The sequence below is a fragment of the Aeribacillus sp. FSL M8-0254 genome (assembly GCF_038008845.1).
In the GTDB taxonomy this organism is placed as follows: Bacteria; Bacillota; Bacilli; order Bacillales; family Aeribacillaceae; genus Aeribacillus; species Aeribacillus composti.
Map to the genome: position 1 here is coordinate 1,809,261 of NZ_JBBOZY010000001.1, position 18,899 is coordinate 1,828,159.

Genomic DNA, 18,899 nt, shown 5'->3' on the forward strand with positions numbered 1-18,899 from the left:
GTAAGCCTTATGAGTTGAATTAATATCATTCTGATGAAATAACTAAAGAAAAAGGATTTTCCGAATGTATCCACCGGAAAATCCTTAAAATTTGTTATTCAAACGCATCACGCACAACTTTTTTGACCGGGTCGACTGCATACCAGCCCCATGTAGATGTATGTCCCTCTTTTGTCTCCGGATCACTGATCACGATTTCATAAACGTGAATAATATATTCGCCTTTTTCATTATCATGATCATATTCAACGTAAACGTTAGAAGTATTTTCAATTTTTAAATACTCCCGAACTAGCTGTTCAGCTTCAGTATGGCTTATAGGACGGCTTTTCTTTGATTCCTCAGCCTTTTTTTGCTCTTCCTTTCTCTTTTTTGCTTCTGCTTCAGCTTTTTGCCGCTCTTCTTGAAGTTTTTTCTCCTGCTCCTGCAAGTATTGATTTTTCGCCGCAGCCGCTTGATTCATGAATTGTTCTGCATTTTTGGTAACGCTGACGATCTTCTCGTTATTTGATGTTGTTTCCGCAATTTTCTTAAATATGGCGAATGCTTCGTCAAACTTGTTTTCTTCCAACAATGCTTTTCCTGACTCAAGTTCAGATTCCATTTCTTTTAAAGCAGCGCTCGTTTTTTCCGCCTCTTCGATTATTTTTTCAGCTTTCGGTTTGAGAATATCAAGAATCTTGGAGGTTTCATTTGAATTTTTGATTTTTTCTGCCAATGATATGGCGGTTTCAAATTCTCCTTTATCAAGGGCAGCAACGCTGTCTTTAATTTGTTTTGACAAATCCAGCGCCAATTGAGCTTCTTCAGTGTTTTTTTCATGAAGAGCTTTGTTAAAAAACGAGATGGCGTCGCTGTATTGTTCTTTTTTTAGCGCTTCAATACCAGATTCCATGTTGGATTTATATTCTTTTGATGTACATCCGAACAGAAACATCATGGCAAAAATCAAAATGTAGAAAAATAAGTTTCGCTGTTTCAAGTTTTTACCGCCTTTTCTAATATTATTGACTCAACTTTCGCAGTCCAAAATCTTGTTTAAATGCTTGATGTAAATGGTTTTGGGAAGTACAAAATTATCATTTGACATTTTTTAAAACATAAAGAAAGACACCTATTCTTTTGGTAAAATATTGGTGACGAAAACAAATCCAAAAGAAAGGTGCCACCATTATGATAACGAATAAAGACTACTTTGCGCAATTACCAAAAGAAATTAAACAAGGATTTTCCGAATTAAATATTGGATATCATTTAAGAAAAGCGAATATTACGAAACTTTCCGGGTATTCTTGTCTTACTGTTTTCAAACTGATTTTTCTTTTAGTCTTCCAATATAAGAACTGGTTTCGTGCTTTTATGAGTAAACGATCTCAGGATCTGCCCGGAAAGGATACAGTCTATCGCTTTTTAAATACACCAACCTATCATTGGAGAAAGTTTCTGCTTTCATTAAGCAGTGAAATGATCCGTCTGCTTCAACCATTAACTTCAAAAGATCGTGTCACAGCTTTTGTGATTGATGATTCTGTCTTTTCAAGAAACCGTAGTAAGTCGGTTGAACTGTTGGCTAAGGTTTTTGATCACTCTACCCATCAGTACTTGAAAGGGTTTCAAATGCTTACCCTTGGCTGGACCGATAGTTTTACTTTTATTCCCGTTGATTTTGCTCTTCTAAGTTCACCGAAAAAGGAAAATCGCCTGCAAGAAATCAATACCAATATTGATAAACGAACATCTGGCTATAAGCGTCGCCAGGAAGCTCTGAAATCAAAACCGGACGTGGCTTCAGCTTTACTTGATCATGCGCTTGAAAAAGGGATTATAGCTGACTATGTTCTCATGGATTCCTGGTTTACACAAGCGCCTTTAATTGAGAAGATTACGAACAAAGGGTTATTTGTCATTGGCATGGTGAAGCAATTAAAGCAGCGATACGTTTACAATGGTGAACGTTTCACACTGAATCAACTTTACAAATTGGCAAAACCTCACATGGGTAAAAAAGACATTCTCGGATCCGTTTATGCTACTTTAGACAATGGAATTCCAGTAAAAATTCTATTTGTACGAAACCGTAATAAACGGAGCGAATGGCTTGCCATTCTCAGCACAGATACAACATTAGAAAATGAAGAGATCATTCGTATTTACGGCATGCGTTGGGACATTGAAGTCTTCTTCAAATGCAATAAATCCCTTTTAAATTTAGAGAAAGAATTCCAGGGACGTTCCTACGACATGTTAATTAGCCATACAACCATTGTTTTTACACGATATATTCTCATTGCTTGGCAAATGCGAAAAGAGGAGGATCCTAAGACGATTGGCAACCTTTTTTACATCCTTTGCGAAGATGTAAAAGACATAGATTTTATTACTGCCCTTCAATCACTTATTGACCTTTTCCAAACTTTGGCGGAAGCCGAGGTTTCTTTGAACATGGACATCTTTAAAAATCAAATGAATAAATGGTTGGCCACTATACCTAATTATATCAAGCAATGCTTAAATATTTCTGTGTGCGAAAGTTGAGTTATTGATTTCATTAAATTATATCCCTCAAAATACGGCTCTTACAAGAAAAAATTTTATTCAAAACGTTACTAAGAAGTGTAATAGGCAAAGCGTTTAAAAGGAATGATATAAAAAGATTGAAATTCAGAAAGGGAGAGATGAACGTGTCAAATGACTTTTATTCAGCAGTCAAACATCGACGCACTTATTACGGAATCAGTAAAGAATCAACTGTTTCTGATGAGCGTATTCAAGAAGTGATCAGCCACGCAGTTCTATATACACCATCCGCTTTTAATTCCCAAAGCGCCCGAGTCGTTCTTTTGCTTGGCGAGCATCATAACAAATTGTGGGATATAACGAAAGAAACGTTGCGAAAAATTGTTCCAGCGGATCAATTTGCTTCAACAGATGAAAAAATAAATTCATTCCGAAATGGATACGGTACTGTATTGTTCTTTGAGGATGACCGCGTTGTTCAAGGGTTGCAGGAACAATTCCCATTATATGCGGACAATTTCCCGATTTGGTCACAACAGTCTTCTGGAATGCTGCAATTTGTGATTTGGACTTCGTTGGAAATTGAAGGATTGGGCGCCTCGCTGCAGCACTATAATCCGCTCATCGATGATGAAGTGAAGAAAGAATGGAATATACCAAATGAATGGAAACTAATTGCTCAAATGCCGTTCGGAAAACCGACAGCTGAGCCCGGTGATAAAGAAATAATACCAATAGAAGAGCGATTGAAAATATTTAAATAAGATGCTTTTGTTTTCAAATTGTTGTCACCCCTTTTCAAAAAGTAAAGCTGAAAAGGGGTTTTGCATTTGAAACAATTCAAACCGAAAGAGAAAAAACGACTGTTCTTTTTTTATATTGGAAGGAGTGATATTTTTTCTTTGACACTTATGATGTAAAAATTTTTTCAAACGTTTCCTACTTATTATCAAAAAAGAAAATAAAGGTGAGCGAAACAATTGCTTTTTTCTTCATCTTCCTTCACTATGGTAATGTACACTAATATAAATATAAAGACAACAATTGCTTCATTTATGGAAAACGCTCTTCAAGTTCCATCCCCATCAAGTGTATATTCTTCCTATTTACAAAGAAAAAATATAACAATAACATGTATTAAGCAGTCTATTTGTATCGCTAAATAATATAGAAAAATTGTTAGAAAGAAGGATTTGTATGGGAGAAGAACGAGACCTGGCACAGGAAACCTTCAATAAAGTGCCGCTCATGATTGTGTTAATGTCCGGCGCTTTTGTTGCCATTTTAAACCAAACGTTGCTTGGAACTGCTTTGCCGCATTTAATGATGGATTTCAAAGTTGATGCCAATACAGTTCAATGGCTGCAATCGATTTTTATGCTTGTTAATGGGATTATGATACCGATCACCGCGTTTTTGATTGGTCGTTTTACGACAAGAGGACTGTTTCTTACAGCCATCGGAATTTTTGCTGTTGGAACTGCAATTTGTGCAATTGCTCCTAATTTTTCTGTTTTAATGGCAGGGAGAGTGGCGCAGGCTGCTGGTGCCGGAATTATCATGCCGCTGATGCAGACAATCTTGTTTTTAATTTTTCCCGTTGAAAAAAGAGGAACGGCAATGGGGATGTTTGGACTCGTTATTGCATTTGCGCCGGCAATTGGTCCGACTTTATCCGGTTACCTTGTAGAGCATTTTGCATGGAGAAGCTTGTTTTATGTGCTCTTACCTATTGTAGTCATTGATCTTATCTTAGCTTTTTTCATCCTGAAAAACGTTACGCGGCAAACTTACCCAAAAATCGATATTTTATCCATCATCCTTTCAACGTTAGGGTTCGGTGGTTTATTGTATGGATTCAGCGCAGCTGGAAGCAGCGGCTGGGGGAGCGGTCAAGTTATTTTATCGCTCTTCATCGGTTTGATCACTCTTACTTGGTTTATAATTAGACAACTGCAATTGGATGAGCCGATCCTGGAATTCAAAGTATTTAAAAGCAAGACATTTTCGATCACAACTGTTTTAGGCATGATTGTGTTTATGTCTATGATTGGCGGAGCAGTTATTTTGCCGATGTTTATGCAAAATATGCTGGGATTTTCAGCATTTGAGTCCGGACTGGTGCTCTTGCCAGGCGCACTTGTCCAAGGTGTGGCCAACCCGATAACAGGCAGATTATTTGATAAATTCGGTGCCAAATGGCTTGTGATTATTGGATTTTTTACCTTAACGATCACGACGTTTATGCTATCACATCTCACCTTACATACAACGTTTACATATTTAGCGGCAGTAAATGCTTTCAGGATGGTCGGTGTTGCGATGGTCATGATGCCGGTGACAACCGCTGGTTTAAATCAACTGCCTACATATTTAATTTCACACGGAACTGCGATGAACAACACAATGCGGCAAGTAGCTGGTGCAGTTGGAACAGCTTTGCTTGTGACAGTCATGACAAATACAGCGTTGCCTGAAAAAGGTATTGAAGGAATGATACATGGAGTAAATATATCTTTTGTAGTGGCAGGTATATTCTCTGCGATCGCTCTCATCTTATCGTTTTTTATGAAAAATTCGCAAGCAGCAAAAGACGAAAGTCTAAAGGAAAAAGAAAACAAGCAAATTGTGAGCGAAAGCTAATTTTTTTCTTGGCAATAGCTAAAAAATAAAGCAGAAGCAGGGTAAGCCCTGCTGCTTTATCGTTTTATGTCTGCTGATTGTTCATTTGATTGCCAGCCGGTTGATAATGATTGATGATCGCTTGAGCAGTATTTTGCTGAAAGACCGGCACTTGATAATAACCTTTTTGGTTCATATATTGCCAAACTTCATAAGCTTGCTCTGCGCAATTTTTCGCCCCTTGGAGCACGACATTTCTTAATTCCGGATCTGAGCATTCCAATGCAGCATGCATCCTTAATGCTGCTGACGCTTTTAAACATCCTAACATTCCTGACGCAACATCATGGTCGTTCATCTCGTTTATTGAGCTGTTGGGAGCTTCCGGTGTTCCGCCTGACGCGCCAAAGGAAGGGCTTGCATTTTTCAATGGGCGGTAAGTGCTGAAATTTTGCTGACTGCTCTTGTTTCTTACTATTTGAACGATTGAATTGTATTCATTTGTCATAAAAATGATTTGATTTTGCAAAATGTTTTGCAGCTCTGGATCTTTGCAATGGGGCTGATAAAGTTGAAATTGGTTAATTCCATCAATTGTGTTTGTTAAAACTTCATGTACTTCCATTAATTCATGAGCACCTAATGGATTCATACCTTCAATCCCTCCTAAGTAATTTTTTAACAGTTAGTATTATGTTTGAAATTTTTCATTTTATACAAAAAACCCCTCAGTCTGCGATACTGAGGGAAAACTTTTAAGAAATTATTTTTACACGCTCTTTTCCAGAAAAGCTTTTACATACTAGCATCTGACTAAATCTATTAGAATAATTTGTACGTGCTTGTATCGTTCCTTGTTCATCCATTGTGAGGATCCATCCTGCAGGCAATTCTCCTTCAAAATATTCAATGAAAGATTGAAGCTTTTCAGTCGATTCAGGGATCGTTACATACCCTTCCGTTAGTTTGTACCATAAATCTCTTACCGAACGAAGGGCTTCTTTTAGTTTATATTCTTTTTCTAGTTGTTTGACACTTCGATAGATCATACTGTATTCACTCCCTAATAAAAACTTATAACAAGGAAGAGTGAATAACTATGAAAAAATTTTTCCAGTTGAAGGTAAAAAAGCCAGACAATTTGTATCTATAGCCTAGTTGTGCGTGTATCTATTTGCCATCTTCTTGTCATTTGTTGTATGCCCAGCCGATGCTTCGAATCCAGCTATTTTTCATAGATGTAACTGTCCATTTTGTACTGAAGCTTTCTTTTTATTTTTCTAAACCTCTTCAATCTTTTGGGCAGCCATCAACCGAGCGGAAATTGACTTTCTGGCAAAGCAAGCTTTTTGGCCATTATGCAGTGATTTTCTTGTAAACAGGAAATCTTTACAGCGATCAGGACGATTTTGATAAAATAGGTAAGAGAAAAATAAGAAGTTTCTTTATTATTTTAAAAAAAGAAAGGAATTGGGATGAGGATATGAAATGTTTTTCAATTGATTTAGATGGCACACTATTAAATTCGCAGCATGAAATTTCACATGAAAATTTATCAGTTTTACATGAATTGAAAAAGCAAGGACATGAAGTCATTTTAAATACGGGACGTGCATTTCCGGACGTCATCAAGATTAAAGCGGTTGAAGAGCTCCAAGTGCCGATTTTTTGTGTTAATGGGGCTGTATTATATTCCGATAAAAGAGAGCTGATGTATGAAGCAACAATAGATGAAAAAACGTTTAAAGAAATTTTTGCAGCAGTAAAAGCTCTGGATGTCGGAATTCTCGTTTACACCAATCAGGGTGGCTTTCCATCCACTTTGCCGCCTTTGCATAAGCTGAGGTGGGATGAGATCGAAGAGATGTTTCGCCAATTTGATTATGACTCTATTTTCAAGCTGGAAAATGTAAAAATCTATAAGCTGATTGGATTAGTGAATCATAATGAAACGGAAAAAATCGATCAAGTGAAGAGAGCATTAAGCGGGAGAAGCGACCTCTCCATCGCCTCATCATTTCCGAATAATATTGAAATTACCTCCAGCGAAGCGCATAAAGGAAAAGCGATTTTACGCTATCAAAAAATGAAGAAACTGACATTTGAAGAAATTTATGCGTTTGGCGACGGAGGCAACGACATTGCCCAATTCGAGATCGCGACCACATCGGTTGCAATGGGAAATGCTCCAAAGGAAGTGAAAGAAAAGGCCGATTTTGTCACGAAAACGAACGATGAGAACGGCTTTGCCTATGCGGTAAAAGAACTGTTGAAGGCTGTATCAGTTTAAGCAATGCTTCATGCTGCCCGAAAGAATTCATGTAAAGCAGGAAGCCGCTTATTTTACAAAACGATTTTTTTCATTTTTGGCTTAAGTCAATATATTGTTTGAGCGGGGAAAAAGACTCGCAAAAAAGGATTCTAAATTTAGTGAAAGCTTATCAAGATATGCCAGATATTTATTCCTTGTTTTAGCAAATGTAGTGGAATCTGCCTTCTATTTTGACTTGTATTAGAGAAAAGTCCGCATTGGAAAACTAGCTTAATAGTTTTCCTTGCTGGAAGGCAAATTTGTTTGAAAAAATATTATCGAAATTTGCAAAAAAATAATGAACGTTTTGGACATATTGCTAAATAATTTGTTACTATATGTTATCATAGAACTGTTAACAAATGATGGGGGAGTGATACATGTGGCGATGCCAAAATATATAACAAACATCGACAAAATTGAACAAATCCCAAAAGAGGAACGGGAAAAGCTGAAGCCGATCACAGAAAAATATGTGTTTCGGGTCAATGATTATTATTTAAGCCTGATCGACTGGAATGATCCGAACGACCCTATCAGAAAATTAGTTATTCCAAATGAAGGAGAAATGCGAGAGTATGGGAGGTGGGACGCATCAGATGAAGATACAAACTATGTCGTTCCTGGCTGCCAGCATAAGTACAAAACAACAGCATTGCTGCTAGTTTCTGAGGTTTGCGGAGCATATTGCCGCTATTGCTTTCGAAAAAGATTATTTAGAAGTGATGTAAAAGAAGCGATGGCAGACGTACAGCCTGGTATTGACTATATTCGCAAAACTCCTGAAATCAACAATGTTCTTCTAACTGGAGGGGATCCTTTAATCCTTGCTACGAAAAAATTGCGCATGATCATTGAAAGCTTACGAGAAATCGAGCATGTAAAAATTATCCGCATCGGCTCCAAAATGCCTGTCTTTAACCCTATGAGAATTTATGAAGATGAATCTTTACTCCAACTCATTAGAGAGTTTTCCTCTCCTGAAAAACGAATCTACATTATGGCTCACGTCAACCATCCGAGAGAAATTACGAAAGAAGCAAAAAAAGCTTTTGAAGCGCTCCATGACGCCGGAGCAATAGTGGTCAACCAAACTCCAGTATTAAAAGGAATTAATGACGATCCTGTTGTTTTAGGCGAATTATTAGATAAGTTATCATGGGCGGGAGTAACACCTTATTATTTCTTTGTGAATCGACCTGTTGCTGGCAACAGTGACTTTGTATTAACATTGAAAGAAGTTTACGATATCGTTGAACAAGCAAAAGCAAGAACGTCAGGTCTAGGCAAGCGCGTCCGCCTGTCAATGAGCCATACCTCTGGGAAAATCGAGATTTTAGCTATCGAAAACGGAAAAGCGTATTTGAAATATCACCAATCTAGAGATGGCAATTATGGACAATTTATGGTGCTTGATTGCCCTGATGATGCAACATGGTTTGATGATCTGCCTGGCAACGAAAAGTATTGGAAAAAACCAAAAAAGAAAACAGACCAAGTTGTTTCAGTCAATGAATTGCCAGATCATCCTAAAAAAATAGCACAATAAAAAGTGATGGACAGGGGCTGTCTAATAAGTCGATTTTCCGGCTTATAGACGCCCCTTAATGTTTTAGAGACGTTGATATATCGACGTTTATGATTTTTTGTTTTCGATAGGGATTTGACTTTCTGGATAACCACTTTTAAAAAAATACATTATAAGAAAGGCAATTTATGACGTGAAAAAAATAACGAAAAGAAGGTACAGGTTGTTCTTGTGAATGAAGTGGAGCTGATGAGAATTTTGTTCAATAATAGCATGTATGATGCATTTGTATACAATAGAAGATTTTACCCCTTGGTATGGCCGTTCAGATATTATAGCAAGAGAATTTTTTTGCAAAAATTAGGAAGGCGATAAATTGAAGGGAAGTCTGTGCAGAACAGCACACCGATTCATCAGTTTTAATCGAAAAGAATTGAAAAACGATGAAATTTGCGGTTGTTTTTATTGTTTAAAAATATTTCATCCTTCTAAAATGGTGCGATGATGAAAAGACTGCCATTTGCCCTTTTTACGGCACCGATTCAATGATCGAGCAAGTTCCGGTTATCCTATCACAAAAAGTTTTTGAACCGCATGTGTAAGGAATGGTTTTAGTCTATTAAATTATTTATCATTTGGAATGAATTAGAAAGTTGAGGAAATGAATTTGAAAATCGGAAAAATGGCTCGAATGTACTTTTAGACCGAGTAAGTGTCCTGTAATTTTTTTCTACAAGACTTTTTACATCATTTTAAACACCGTCATCTCAGAAGTAATGAAGATTTCGAAACGGCGCCAAGCGTTTTATATGAATTAACGAACATTTGTAAAACTAAACGGAAGCGATATTGTAAAGACAATAAGACCCTTTTTTTAGCAGCTCCACAAATAAGCGGGGGATGAGTTGTATTTGGAAAAGAAACAGCTTCTCCCATCATCGTTACAAAGAAAATTCCAAAAGATAAAAGCTTTGCTTCTTTGTCATACGTGTATGATTTCTTCAGAACTTTTTTAAAAATAATCTGAATGGATTGCGGCTGCACAAAGGCGTCGGAAGAGAACGGTGCAAATGTCTGTAACCGCCACCCATTATTTAGTAAATCCTGATTATTTCCTCATAATTTTTCTTCAGTTTTCCTGAAAAACACCGAACTCCATTTGTATTCAAGCAGAATCATTCCTCTTTTCATATGTCATCTTATATACGAGAATATTGAAGGGAAAAGTTGCAGTTATAGACGAAATACCGCTTCTTTCAATGAAAAAAGAAGGGTTTTCGGAAAATTTTGCGAATACTGGAAGAGAAATTTTTTTATGAAAGGATGTGCCTGTCTGTATGGAGAAGGAAAACGAAATATTACGGCATTTGCCAAGAGGGAAAAAGTCAATGTCAGATATTTCAGGCTACAGTTATATATCATTGCTGAGAAAAGGAAAAAAAGCTTCTGTTTATCGGGGGATACGCGATCGTGATCATCAATGCGTTTTGCTGAAAGTTTTAACATCACAATCCCCATCGATAATTGATCATGCATCTTTTTTGCACCAATATGACTTCTACTCGCAGCTGAAGATGAAGGAAATTGTGACGCCTATAGAAGTTGAGCAATTGGGGAACACGTATGCACTTGTTTACCGAGATCCTGGGGGAATGTTATTAAAAGAATATATCAAAATTCATCGTCCACGAATTAGCGAATTTCTTCAAATTTCTTTACAACTTGCAGAAAAATTAATCGTCCTTCACGAACAAAACATTTCCATCACTATACTAAGTCCAGCTCACATTTTCATTCATCCTGAAAAACTAGATGTGCAATTTTTTGATATTGGAGGAGCCGAAGAGGATGATGAAATTTACGATATTTATCATTCGCCGGAACAGAGCGCACAAATCAATCCATCCTCCAGCCATCTCAGCGATATTTATTCGCTTGGTATCATTTTCTATGAACTATTAACTGGCCGTCTGCCTTTTGACGTTGACTCTGATTTTGAATGGATGCATGCTCATATGACAAAAAAGGTCATTCATCCGTCTGAAAGACGTCAAGATGTGCCGAATGTGGTTTCCGACATCGTTTTGAAAATGCTTGCAAAAGCACCTGAAGATCGTTATCAGTCGGTTTTCGGACTGAAAGAAGATATTTTCCATTGCTTAAAGATGCTGGAACAAAACGGAACAGTCCAATCATTTCAGATTGCCCGATACGACTTTTCTTCACAATTTCAAATTACAAGCAAGTTATACGGAAGGGAGAAAGAAATACAAAGCTTAATGGAAGAACTGAAAATGGTTCGATTTGGTTTGACGAAAATGGTGCTTATTTCAGGAAGCGCCGGAACAGGAAAAACAGCGCTTGTGAATGAAATTGAAAAGTTATGCGCAAAAGAAAATGGTTATTTTGTTTCCGCAAAATTTGATCAATTTCAGCGGGATATTCCATATGAACCGTTTATTCGCGGATTTCGTCAGCTGATTAATCAATTATTGGCGGAAAGCAGAGAAGAACTTCAACGTTGGAAAAGAGAGCTTCTTGAACATTTAGGTTCAGGAGCGGCGGTTATCACGGAGGTCATTCCTGAACTGGAACTGTTGATCGGCAAACAAGACGCTGTACCTTTATTGCCTTCTTCCCAATCGAAGCTTCGTTTTCATTGGGCATTCAGGCGTTTTATGCAAACATTTGCGAAAAAAAGCCATCCATTGTTATTCTTTTTAGATGATCTTCAATGGTGTGATACAGCATCGCTAGAATTGCTGCAATCCATACTGAACGATCCAGAGTTTGAAAGTTTGCTCATCATTGGGGCTTATCGCGATGATGAAATGAAAGAAGGACATCCTTTCTTAACGAAATTAAAAGAAATGAAAAGAAGCAAAGAAAATATTAGGGAATTTCCACTCGGCATGCTGAATGTTGATCATATTAACCAAATCATTGCGGAAACGTTGGGATGCAGCCCGGACGATGTTCGCGAGCTTGCCATTGTACTATATGAGAAAACAGCGGGAAACCCATTATTTTTTAAACAGCTTTTCCAAACAATATACGATGAAAAGTTTCTATGGTGCAACTTAAAAAGAGGAAAATGGGAATGGAATCTCAACAAAGTGAAGGAGCAGCCCGAATACGATGAAATGATCGGATTCATTGTCAGCAAAATTGAAAAACTGTCGCCGTTAACCCGAAAACTTATCTTGACAGCTTCCTGTCTTGGACATCGCTTCGATTTTCAGTTTTTGTCTTTTCTTCATGATGGAATCAATACGGAGAAAATGACCGACGCATTGTCCGAAGCAGTCCAGGAAGGGATGATAATCCAGGTTTCAGATCAAGGAAGGTATCAGTTCATTCATGACCGTGTCCAGCAAGCTGCCTATTCATTGCTTGATCACAGGAAAAAACAAGAAATTCATTATAAAGCAGGTCAATTTCTTTTCAAAAGAACAAGTAAAGAAGAACATGAAAAGTTTTTTGAAATGATCAACCATCTTAACTTGGGCCGGAGGTTCATTCAACATCCCGAAAGAAAAGCAGATTTGGCTGAGCTCAATTGGTCGGCGGGTGAAAAAGCGAAAAACGCAGCATTATTTGATCAAGCATTGAATTATTTTAAAACGGGGATTGAATTGCTTCCCGAAAATTATTGGGAAGTCAGTTATGAATTAAGTTACAAGCTTTTTCTAGGAAAAGGGGAAAGCGAATATTTAAATGGACTTTTTCTTGATTCGGAAAGGACATTTAATGAAATATTAATCTATGCCAAAACAAGGGAAGACCAATTAAAAGTCTACAATATGAAAACTTTGTTGTTTTCTCATCAACAGCAGTTTGAAAAAGCGGTTGAGGCAGGGTTAAAAGGCCTTCGATTATTCGGATGGAAGCTGCCGCGTCATCCGAGTAAGTTTAAAGTGATTCTCGAGATGATCCGAACGAAAAAAGCGGTCGGAACTCGTTCCGCAAATGAACTCACAACTTTGCCGACGATGACAGACAGGAACAAACGTTTACTAATGGAGATTTTAATTAATTTGAACAGAGCCAGCTACCAGTATGATCAAAATCTTGTCAGCATTCTCATACTCCGGGCGCTCCGGCTTACATTACGACATGGAACGACTGATGTGTCCGCACTTGTTTACAACAATTATGCACTATTTTTAAGCGCCGGTTTTCAAGATTATGAGGGAAGCTTTCAATTTGGACAGCTTGCTTTACACACAGCTTCTCGATTTCAATCAAAACACCTAATGGGGCGGGTCGATTTCGTTTTTGGCACATTTGTGAACCACTGGAAAAAAACGATTGAGGACAATCTTTTTTATATAAAACGTTCACAAAAACATTGCGTTGAATCCGGCAACCTTCATTTGGCCGGGGAATCGAGCTCATTTCTGGTCATTACAATGTTGATTAAGGGGGAACCGCTCAATCAGTTGTTAGTAGAAATTGAGAAGCAGCTAGAGTTTGTTTTGCAAATTAAAATGGAACATTCCATTATGTTTTTAAAAGCGGTGAAAACTTGGCTGCAATGTCTCGTTCATCCTCATGCGAAATTTACTATGTATGAAGAAAGAGAAAATCTAGATGAATCATCGATTATCGTTTATGATACCATTCAATTGAAAATCGCATTTTTGTTAAAAGAAGACGAGCTGGCATATCAACTGGCGGTCCGTCTTGAAAAATTGGTCACAAAATCTCTCGTATTGATCATTTCGCCTGAATTTTACTTTTATCATAGTTTATTGTTAATCAGGCGTTGCGAACAGAAAGACAGGAAAAACATGAAAATAGTTAAAAAACAGCTGAAACGGGCTTTGAATCAATTTAAAAAATGGTCTGAGCATTGCCCTGACAATTTTCGACATAAACAGCAATTACTTTTGGCGGAATGGGACAGATTGCAAAAAAAAGAGACAGAAGCCATGAAATGGTATGATGAGGCAATTCATTCCGCAAAAACTTCTTCTGACATTCAGATTGAAGCACTCGCTAATGAATTGGCAGGGGACTTCTATGCCAAAAAAGGCATGCATCGCATTGCGCAAACATACTTACGTGAAGCGCATCGATGTTATCGGCTGTGGGGGGCGCACAACAAAGCGGAACTGCTGCAGCACGATTATCCTGAATTTACTTTGATTGAGGAAACAAATCAAACAAAAAACGATCATAAAAGCATGATAACGTGGGAAGGGACCAAACGAACAAAAGGTGAGGAACGGGGCTTGTCCGCCATCATTCAAGCAGCAGCCTCTTTGTCTGAGGACATGAACTTAGAGCAATTGCTCGGGAAATTATTAATGCTCATTGCCAGATTTAAAGGGGCTGAAAAGGTATGCTTCATCAGGCCAAATGGAAAAGAAACCGTTTTTTCGATTGAAAAAGTCATTTCCACACATGGCGAAACAAACGAAATGGATCAAAACGTTGGCGAAAACATTCCGATTTCTGTTATCCAGTATGTGCACCGTATAAAAGAAACGATAAAGCTCCAGGATGCAGTAAATGATTTTACTTTTTCAAAAGATCACTATATTCAAAAAAACAAAGTCAGGTCAGTGTTATGTTTTCCTGTCGTCCAACAAAAAACGGTCAAGGGGATCTTTTATTTAGAAAATAATCAGTTAAAAAACGCCTTTGAATCCGAGAATATGGAAGTGTTGACAACCATCGCATCACAGGCTGTCTATGTACTTGAACTGCTGTATTCATTTGGAAAAGAAACAAAAATCGCAGTCGAGAAAAAAGCAGAGACGATCAAGAATGAGTTGGTTGATCCGTTGACAGAACGCGAATTGGAAGTGTTAAACCTTGTTTCAATCGGCTTAACGAATAAAGAAATTGCAGAAAGACTTGGTTTGGCTGTCGGAACGGTAAAAGTCCACTTAAACAATATTTTCAGCAAATTGCAAGTAAATCGCAGAACAAAAGCAGTGGTCCAAGCAAAGGAGTTAAACTTGTTGTAAGAAATGAGCAAAAGTGGCTCATTTTTTTTTGCGAAATTTGCCCATCTATAACTTTTGATATATGACAATTTCAAGAAATCAATGTATTGTGTTTTCAGTGACAGATGGAAAGGAGGATGGAAGTCTGAAATAAATACTTTGGGTTCCAAGTAATAAAAATAGGCATAGCAAAACAAGCCATCCATCGATGACTTTATTGGAAATATTTGGTTGATTGATCATCAAGTTGTAACTGCCGTCACTCGAAAACCTTGACTTTTAGCTAATAAAATCGCTTGTTCTACCGTGATCTCACGGTTTACTGGAAGAACGTCTGATTTTTTATATAATTCTGGATTATACGGCTCTTTCTTTTTGAGAATGTTGTATATAGCTGTTAACAGCATACGTGCAATGGCAATAATTGCTCGTTTGTGACCACGACGTTTTTTAAGTTTTAAGTAGCGGTTTCGAATTTCGGGATGCTTTTCACTTTTGACCACAGCAGTTGCACACTGTACCAAAAGAGGCTTGATGTAGCAGCCAGCTCTCGAAATTCTTACTGACTTTTTCTTGCCGGCACTCTCGTTATTCGTGGGTGTTAGTCCTGCCCAGGAACATAAATGCTTAGCTGTCGGAAACACGTCCATATTAACACCTATTTCCGAAACCACGGCAATGGCGGAAAAAATGTTCTTAAAGGACGGAACAGTTAAGATTAAGTTGATTTCTTCTGTGTAGGACTCGGCAAGAGAAAGGATAATTTTTTCAAGATCTGCTTTACGAGATTGAAGATCTTCATAGTGCTGTTTAATGACCTTTAATTTATCAGCCTGTTCCGGTGTAATATATCCGTCTATGGCGAGTTCCAAATCAGAAAGTTTCTTCTTCATGGAACCGTGAATTAAAGGTTCTATGTCAAAAGTGGTATCCAAGGGATTCCCTAAAATCTTGTCAATAATGTTCATGGAGCTTTTACCGAAGGTATCCGAAACAACATTTCCAAGTTGAATATTAGATACAGTTAAACAGTTCTGAAGACGATTCTTCTCACTCGACATAAAATTAGTCAATTTAAAACGATAACGCATAAGGTCACGAAGCTGTCTGATAGCCAGCGGTGGCATAAAGCTTCCAGCTACTAGATCATGCTTAAATAAATCGGCAATCCATTTGGCATCTTTTTTATCAGTTTTTTTACCACGGATAGCCTTAACATATTTTGGATGTGCAAGAGTAATGTTACAGGAATCCTCTAGAACATTAAACACGGGAATCCAGTATTTCCCGGTAGATTCCATACAAACATCCTTACAGTTATTTTCACAAAGCCATTGTGACAGCTCTTTCAATCCTTTTGTATAGGTAGAAAAGCGATGGCGTTTGTAAGTAGTGACACCTTTGTTGGTAGAAGCAATACAGGCAACAACAAAGGTTTTGTGGACATCAATCCCACAGCATATTGGATAAACAATCTTTAATCCCATAGGGATAACTCCTTTCACGTTATTAAAGGGATAGACAGCATTGACTGATTGCCCAGCAATAAACGAGTAGTTGTTTATACAAAGATAAGTCTGCGTGCTCGAAGTCACACTTATTTGTGCTTGGAAAGGCAATCTACACATATAAACATGCGGTCACCCTGCAACCAGAGTGGCCCACTCACCTCCGCGTGATTTGTAGTTGACTGTTATCCCTATGACTTTAGAATAATAAAAATAACGCCGGTGGCACAATTGTTTCATTACGTTTTGTGCCTTGAGCGAAGCGAAAGGAATGGGTATAAACATGAACAATAAAGAATTGGAAGAACAACAAATATTGGATATAGAATGGGTTGAGCTTATATTAGAAGCTAAAAAACTCGGATTAACAGCTGATGAAATTCTTCATTTTTTACATAACAGTGAATTTTATAAATATTGGATGAAAAAAGATATATCTACAAAATAATTAAAATAAACTAGAGTATGCATCCATGAATATTTTTAACTGTCAATTTAAATCACTACTTTCAACAAGATGATAATACAGAACGTATTATTCTAATAAATGAAATTACATAAAGCATATGACTAAAAGCCAAGAAATGGTGGTACTGTTCATTTAGTAAATAGTTATGTACGTTTTGATCGAATGACAGGAGATGGATCGTGAAAAATGCCTAATATGCACTTATTCACACGTAAATACGAGTGACTTCATGAATTTGAAAATTGTTCAATTGTTTGGGCTGGCTATTACAAATGCAATGGACAACCCCATTTACGCTATAATCCCTTTTATAAAGAAATAAAAAGGGCCTTATGTGAGACAAAAGGGAACAAACTCAAAGTCTAGGCAGAAGGAGTGTTCAGTTATATTAAAGGCATCGGTGCTTCAGCCGTTTTTCGCTAAGATTCTGGAAAAAGCGATATTGTGTTTTATCTAAAACGGCAAGGCTCACAACTTCCTAAAGATGGAAGGGAAATGCTCCTATTACTGTAAAAAACCACAGAAATTCATTGAAGAGTTCTGTGGTTTCATATTTTTTAAGGAGCTTTTAAAAAGAACCCGTTAACTAACGGCATTATGTCGAGTAGACATGAAATGGAGAATACTTCAAGTTTTCATTCAAACTCAATGTCCGGCCTTTTCCTCGTTGCAAAAGTCTCTTCAGAAAATATCCACAAAATTCCGCAAATGCCGTTATCTTTTTCTATTCATCTTTTGCACGTTGGCTCCCTCACTGCATTAAGCTTTGAGAAAATATGCATTTTGTTAAGGAATATTCATTTCCAAGTGTGCATGTCCGTCAGCAAAAGCGAATATGATAGAAAACGATATATGACATTTATCATATTTTGAATATGACATATATGACTACACAGATCGATTTCCCTCATTTATGATTAGAAATATCAAATAAAGAAGGGAATCGAAACATGATGAAACAAATGCAAAAAAAATTAAGAAAGCAAATGGCTCCTTATGAAAAACCTAACACGATGAATAGTGTTTGGCAGTTGGTCAATACGACTGTGCCGTTTTTTCTGTTATGGTTTTTAGCTTATCAAAGCTTATCCATTTCTTATGTTCTTACTTTCGCTATTTGCATGATCGCAGGTGGATTTTTAGTTCGACTTTTCATCATTTTCCATGATTGTTGTCACTATTCCTTTTTTAAAAACCGCCTTGCCAATAAAATTTTTGGAACAATAGCTGGTATTTTAACGTTGTTTCCGTACAGCAAATGGCAGCACAACCATTCAGTCCACCATGCAACCAGCTCAAATTTAGATAAGCGCGGAACAGGGGATATATGGGTTTTGACAGTTGATGAATATTTGTCAGCACCGCCTTTAACTAAATTCGCCTATAGGGTGTATCGAAATCCGTTCGTGATGTTTGGGCTAGGACCGATTTACGTTTTCCTTATTAAAAATCGGTTTAACAGAAAAAATGCGAGGTTCAAGGAACGCATCAACACATATATAACAAACATATCAATCGTTGCCTTAGTTGGACTGCTTGGTTGGACGATCGGATGGGAGCCGTTTCTTATCATTCAAGGCACAATCTTTTTCATTTCAGGCTCTTTAGGCATTTGGCTTTTTTACGTACAGCACACATTTGAAGATTCTTATTTTGAAGAAGATGAAAACTGGGAGTATGTGAAAGCAGCTGTTGAAGGGAGTTCATACTATAAGCTTCCAAAACCGCTGCAATGGCTTACTGGAAATATCGGTTTTCACCACGTCCATCATTTGAGCCCAAGGATACCTAATTATAAGCTGGAAGAGGCACACAATCAAACGTATCTTTTACAGAATGTACCAACCATCACTCTAGCGACAAGCTTAAAATCTCTCCAATTCCGCTTATGGGATGAGCAAGCGAAAAAGTTTGTCGGGTTTAAAGACTTATCGAAAAAGAAGGAAAAAAACTCGAAAGTCTATATTGAATCTGAATTGTAAAATCT

Annotated in this window: 12 protein-coding genes; 8 read left to right on the forward strand and 4 right to left on the reverse strand. The window is 37.4% G+C overall.

Annotated elements, in window-relative coordinates; genetic code table 11:
* Positions 1–94 precede the first annotated feature (94 nt).
* Complete coding sequence (locus NSQ44_RS08705; RefSeq protein WP_340856560.1) at positions 95–982, reverse strand: hypothetical protein; 888 nt, start codon at positions 980–982, stop codon at positions 95–97.
* 191 nt (positions 983–1,173) lie between these two features.
* On the opposite strand from NSQ44_RS08705, the gene NSQ44_RS08710 reads away from it, so the two are divergent.
* From NSQ44_RS08710 to NSQ44_RS08720, 3 genes are all read left to right on the forward strand, one after another.
* On the forward strand, positions 1,174–2,535 hold the full coding sequence (locus tag NSQ44_RS08710; RefSeq protein ID WP_328101957.1) for an IS4 family transposase: 1,362 nt from the start codon (positions 1,174–1,176) through the stop codon (positions 2,533–2,535).
* 146 nt (positions 2,536–2,681) lie between these two features.
* On the forward strand, positions 2,682–3,281 hold the full coding sequence (locus NSQ44_RS08715; RefSeq protein WP_340856561.1) for a nitroreductase family protein: 600 nt from the start codon (positions 2,682–2,684) through the stop codon (positions 3,279–3,281).
* A 433-nt stretch (positions 3,282–3,714) separates the two neighbouring features.
* The gene (locus NSQ44_RS08720) at positions 3,715–5,160 is read left to right on the forward strand and encodes a DHA2 family efflux MFS transporter permease subunit (RefSeq protein ID WP_340856563.1); all 1,446 of its coding nucleotides are present in this window, start codon (positions 3,715–3,717) and stop codon (positions 5,158–5,160) included.
* Between the two features lie 64 nt (positions 5,161–5,224).
* Here the strand turns inward: NSQ44_RS08720 and NSQ44_RS08725 are convergent, their stop codons facing one another.
* Together NSQ44_RS08725 and NSQ44_RS08730 are read right to left on the reverse strand one after the other, a co-directional pair.
* On the reverse strand, positions 5,225–5,791 hold the full coding sequence (locus NSQ44_RS08725) for a spore coat protein (RefSeq protein WP_340856565.1): 567 nt from the start codon (positions 5,789–5,791) through the stop codon (positions 5,225–5,227).
* Positions 5,792–5,894: 103 nt separating this feature from the next.
* A complete protein-coding gene (locus NSQ44_RS08730) occupies positions 5,895–6,188 on the reverse strand; it encodes a hypothetical protein (protein ID WP_340856568.1) in 294 nt (97 codons plus the stop codon).
* 434 nt (positions 6,189–6,622) lie between these two features.
* Between NSQ44_RS08730 and NSQ44_RS08735 the strand changes: the two genes are divergently transcribed.
* From NSQ44_RS08735 to NSQ44_RS08750, 3 genes are all read left to right on the forward strand, one after another.
* Entirely contained in the window at positions 6,623–7,429 is an 807-nt protein-coding gene (locus NSQ44_RS08735; protein WP_340856570.1) for an HAD family hydrolase, read from the forward strand.
* Positions 7,430–7,832: 403 nt separating this feature from the next.
* Positions 7,833–8,999: a KamA family radical SAM protein gene (locus NSQ44_RS08740; protein WP_144597999.1), complete on the forward strand. Its 1,167-nt coding sequence runs from the start codon at positions 7,833–7,835 to the stop codon at positions 8,997–8,999.
* A 1,316-nt stretch (positions 9,000–10,315) separates the two neighbouring features.
* Positions 10,316–14,956: a helix-turn-helix transcriptional regulator gene (locus NSQ44_RS08750; RefSeq protein ID WP_340856571.1), complete on the forward strand. Its 4,641-nt coding sequence runs from the start codon at positions 10,316–10,318 to the stop codon at positions 14,954–14,956.
* 221 nt (positions 14,957–15,177) lie between these two features.
* Here NSQ44_RS08750 and NSQ44_RS08755 read toward each other — a convergent pair whose 3' ends face one another.
* A complete protein-coding gene (locus tag NSQ44_RS08755; RefSeq protein WP_044899849.1) occupies positions 15,178–16,422 on the reverse strand; it encodes an IS110 family transposase in 1,245 nt (414 codons plus the stop codon).
* Positions 16,423–16,726: 304 nt separating this feature from the next.
* Between NSQ44_RS08755 and NSQ44_RS08760 the strand changes: the two genes are divergently transcribed.
* Both NSQ44_RS08760 and NSQ44_RS08765 read left to right on the forward strand, forming a co-directional pair.
* Positions 16,727–16,891 carry an anti-repressor SinI family protein gene (locus NSQ44_RS08760; RefSeq protein WP_242009324.1) on the forward strand — a complete coding sequence of 55 codons (165 nt, stop codon included), beginning with the start codon at positions 16,727–16,729 and terminating at the stop codon, positions 16,889–16,891.
* A 971-nt stretch (positions 16,892–17,862) separates the two neighbouring features.
* The gene (locus NSQ44_RS08765) at positions 17,863–18,894 is read left to right on the forward strand and encodes a fatty acid desaturase (RefSeq protein ID WP_340856574.1); all 1,032 of its coding nucleotides are present in this window, start codon (positions 17,863–17,865) and stop codon (positions 18,892–18,894) included.
* The last annotated feature ends 5 nt before the right edge of the window (positions 18,895–18,899 follow it).

What these genes read in the sequence shown, in the direction of transcription:
- NSQ44_RS08760 (WP_242009324.1), top strand. Translation starts at nt 16,727, where the DNA reads ATGAACAATAAAGAATTGGAAGAACAACAAATATTGGATATAGAATGG.
- NSQ44_RS08735 (WP_340856570.1), top strand. Translation starts at nt 6,623, where the DNA reads ATGAAATGTTTTTCAATTGATTTAGATGGCACACTATTAAATTCGCAG.
- NSQ44_RS08755 (WP_044899849.1), bottom strand. Translation starts at nt 16,422, where the DNA reads ATGGGATTAAAGATTGTTTATCCAATATGCTGTGGGATTGATGTCCAC.
- NSQ44_RS08765 (WP_340856574.1), top strand. Translation starts at nt 17,863, where the DNA reads ATGATGAAACAAATGCAAAAAAAATTAAGAAAGCAAATGGCTCCTTAT.
- NSQ44_RS08730 (WP_340856568.1), bottom strand. Translation starts at nt 6,188, where the DNA reads ATGATCTATCGAAGTGTCAAACAACTAGAAAAAGAATATAAACTAAAA.
- NSQ44_RS08710 (WP_328101957.1), top strand. Translation starts at nt 1,174, where the DNA reads ATGATAACGAATAAAGACTACTTTGCGCAATTACCAAAAGAAATTAAA.
- NSQ44_RS08720 (WP_340856563.1), top strand. Translation starts at nt 3,715, where the DNA reads ATGGGAGAAGAACGAGACCTGGCACAGGAAACCTTCAATAAAGTGCCG.
- NSQ44_RS08750 (WP_340856571.1), top strand. Translation starts at nt 10,316, where the DNA reads ATGGAGAAGGAAAACGAAATATTACGGCATTTGCCAAGAGGGAAAAAG.
- NSQ44_RS08725 (WP_340856565.1), bottom strand. Translation starts at nt 5,791, where the DNA reads ATGAATCCATTAGGTGCTCATGAATTAATGGAAGTACATGAAGTTTTA.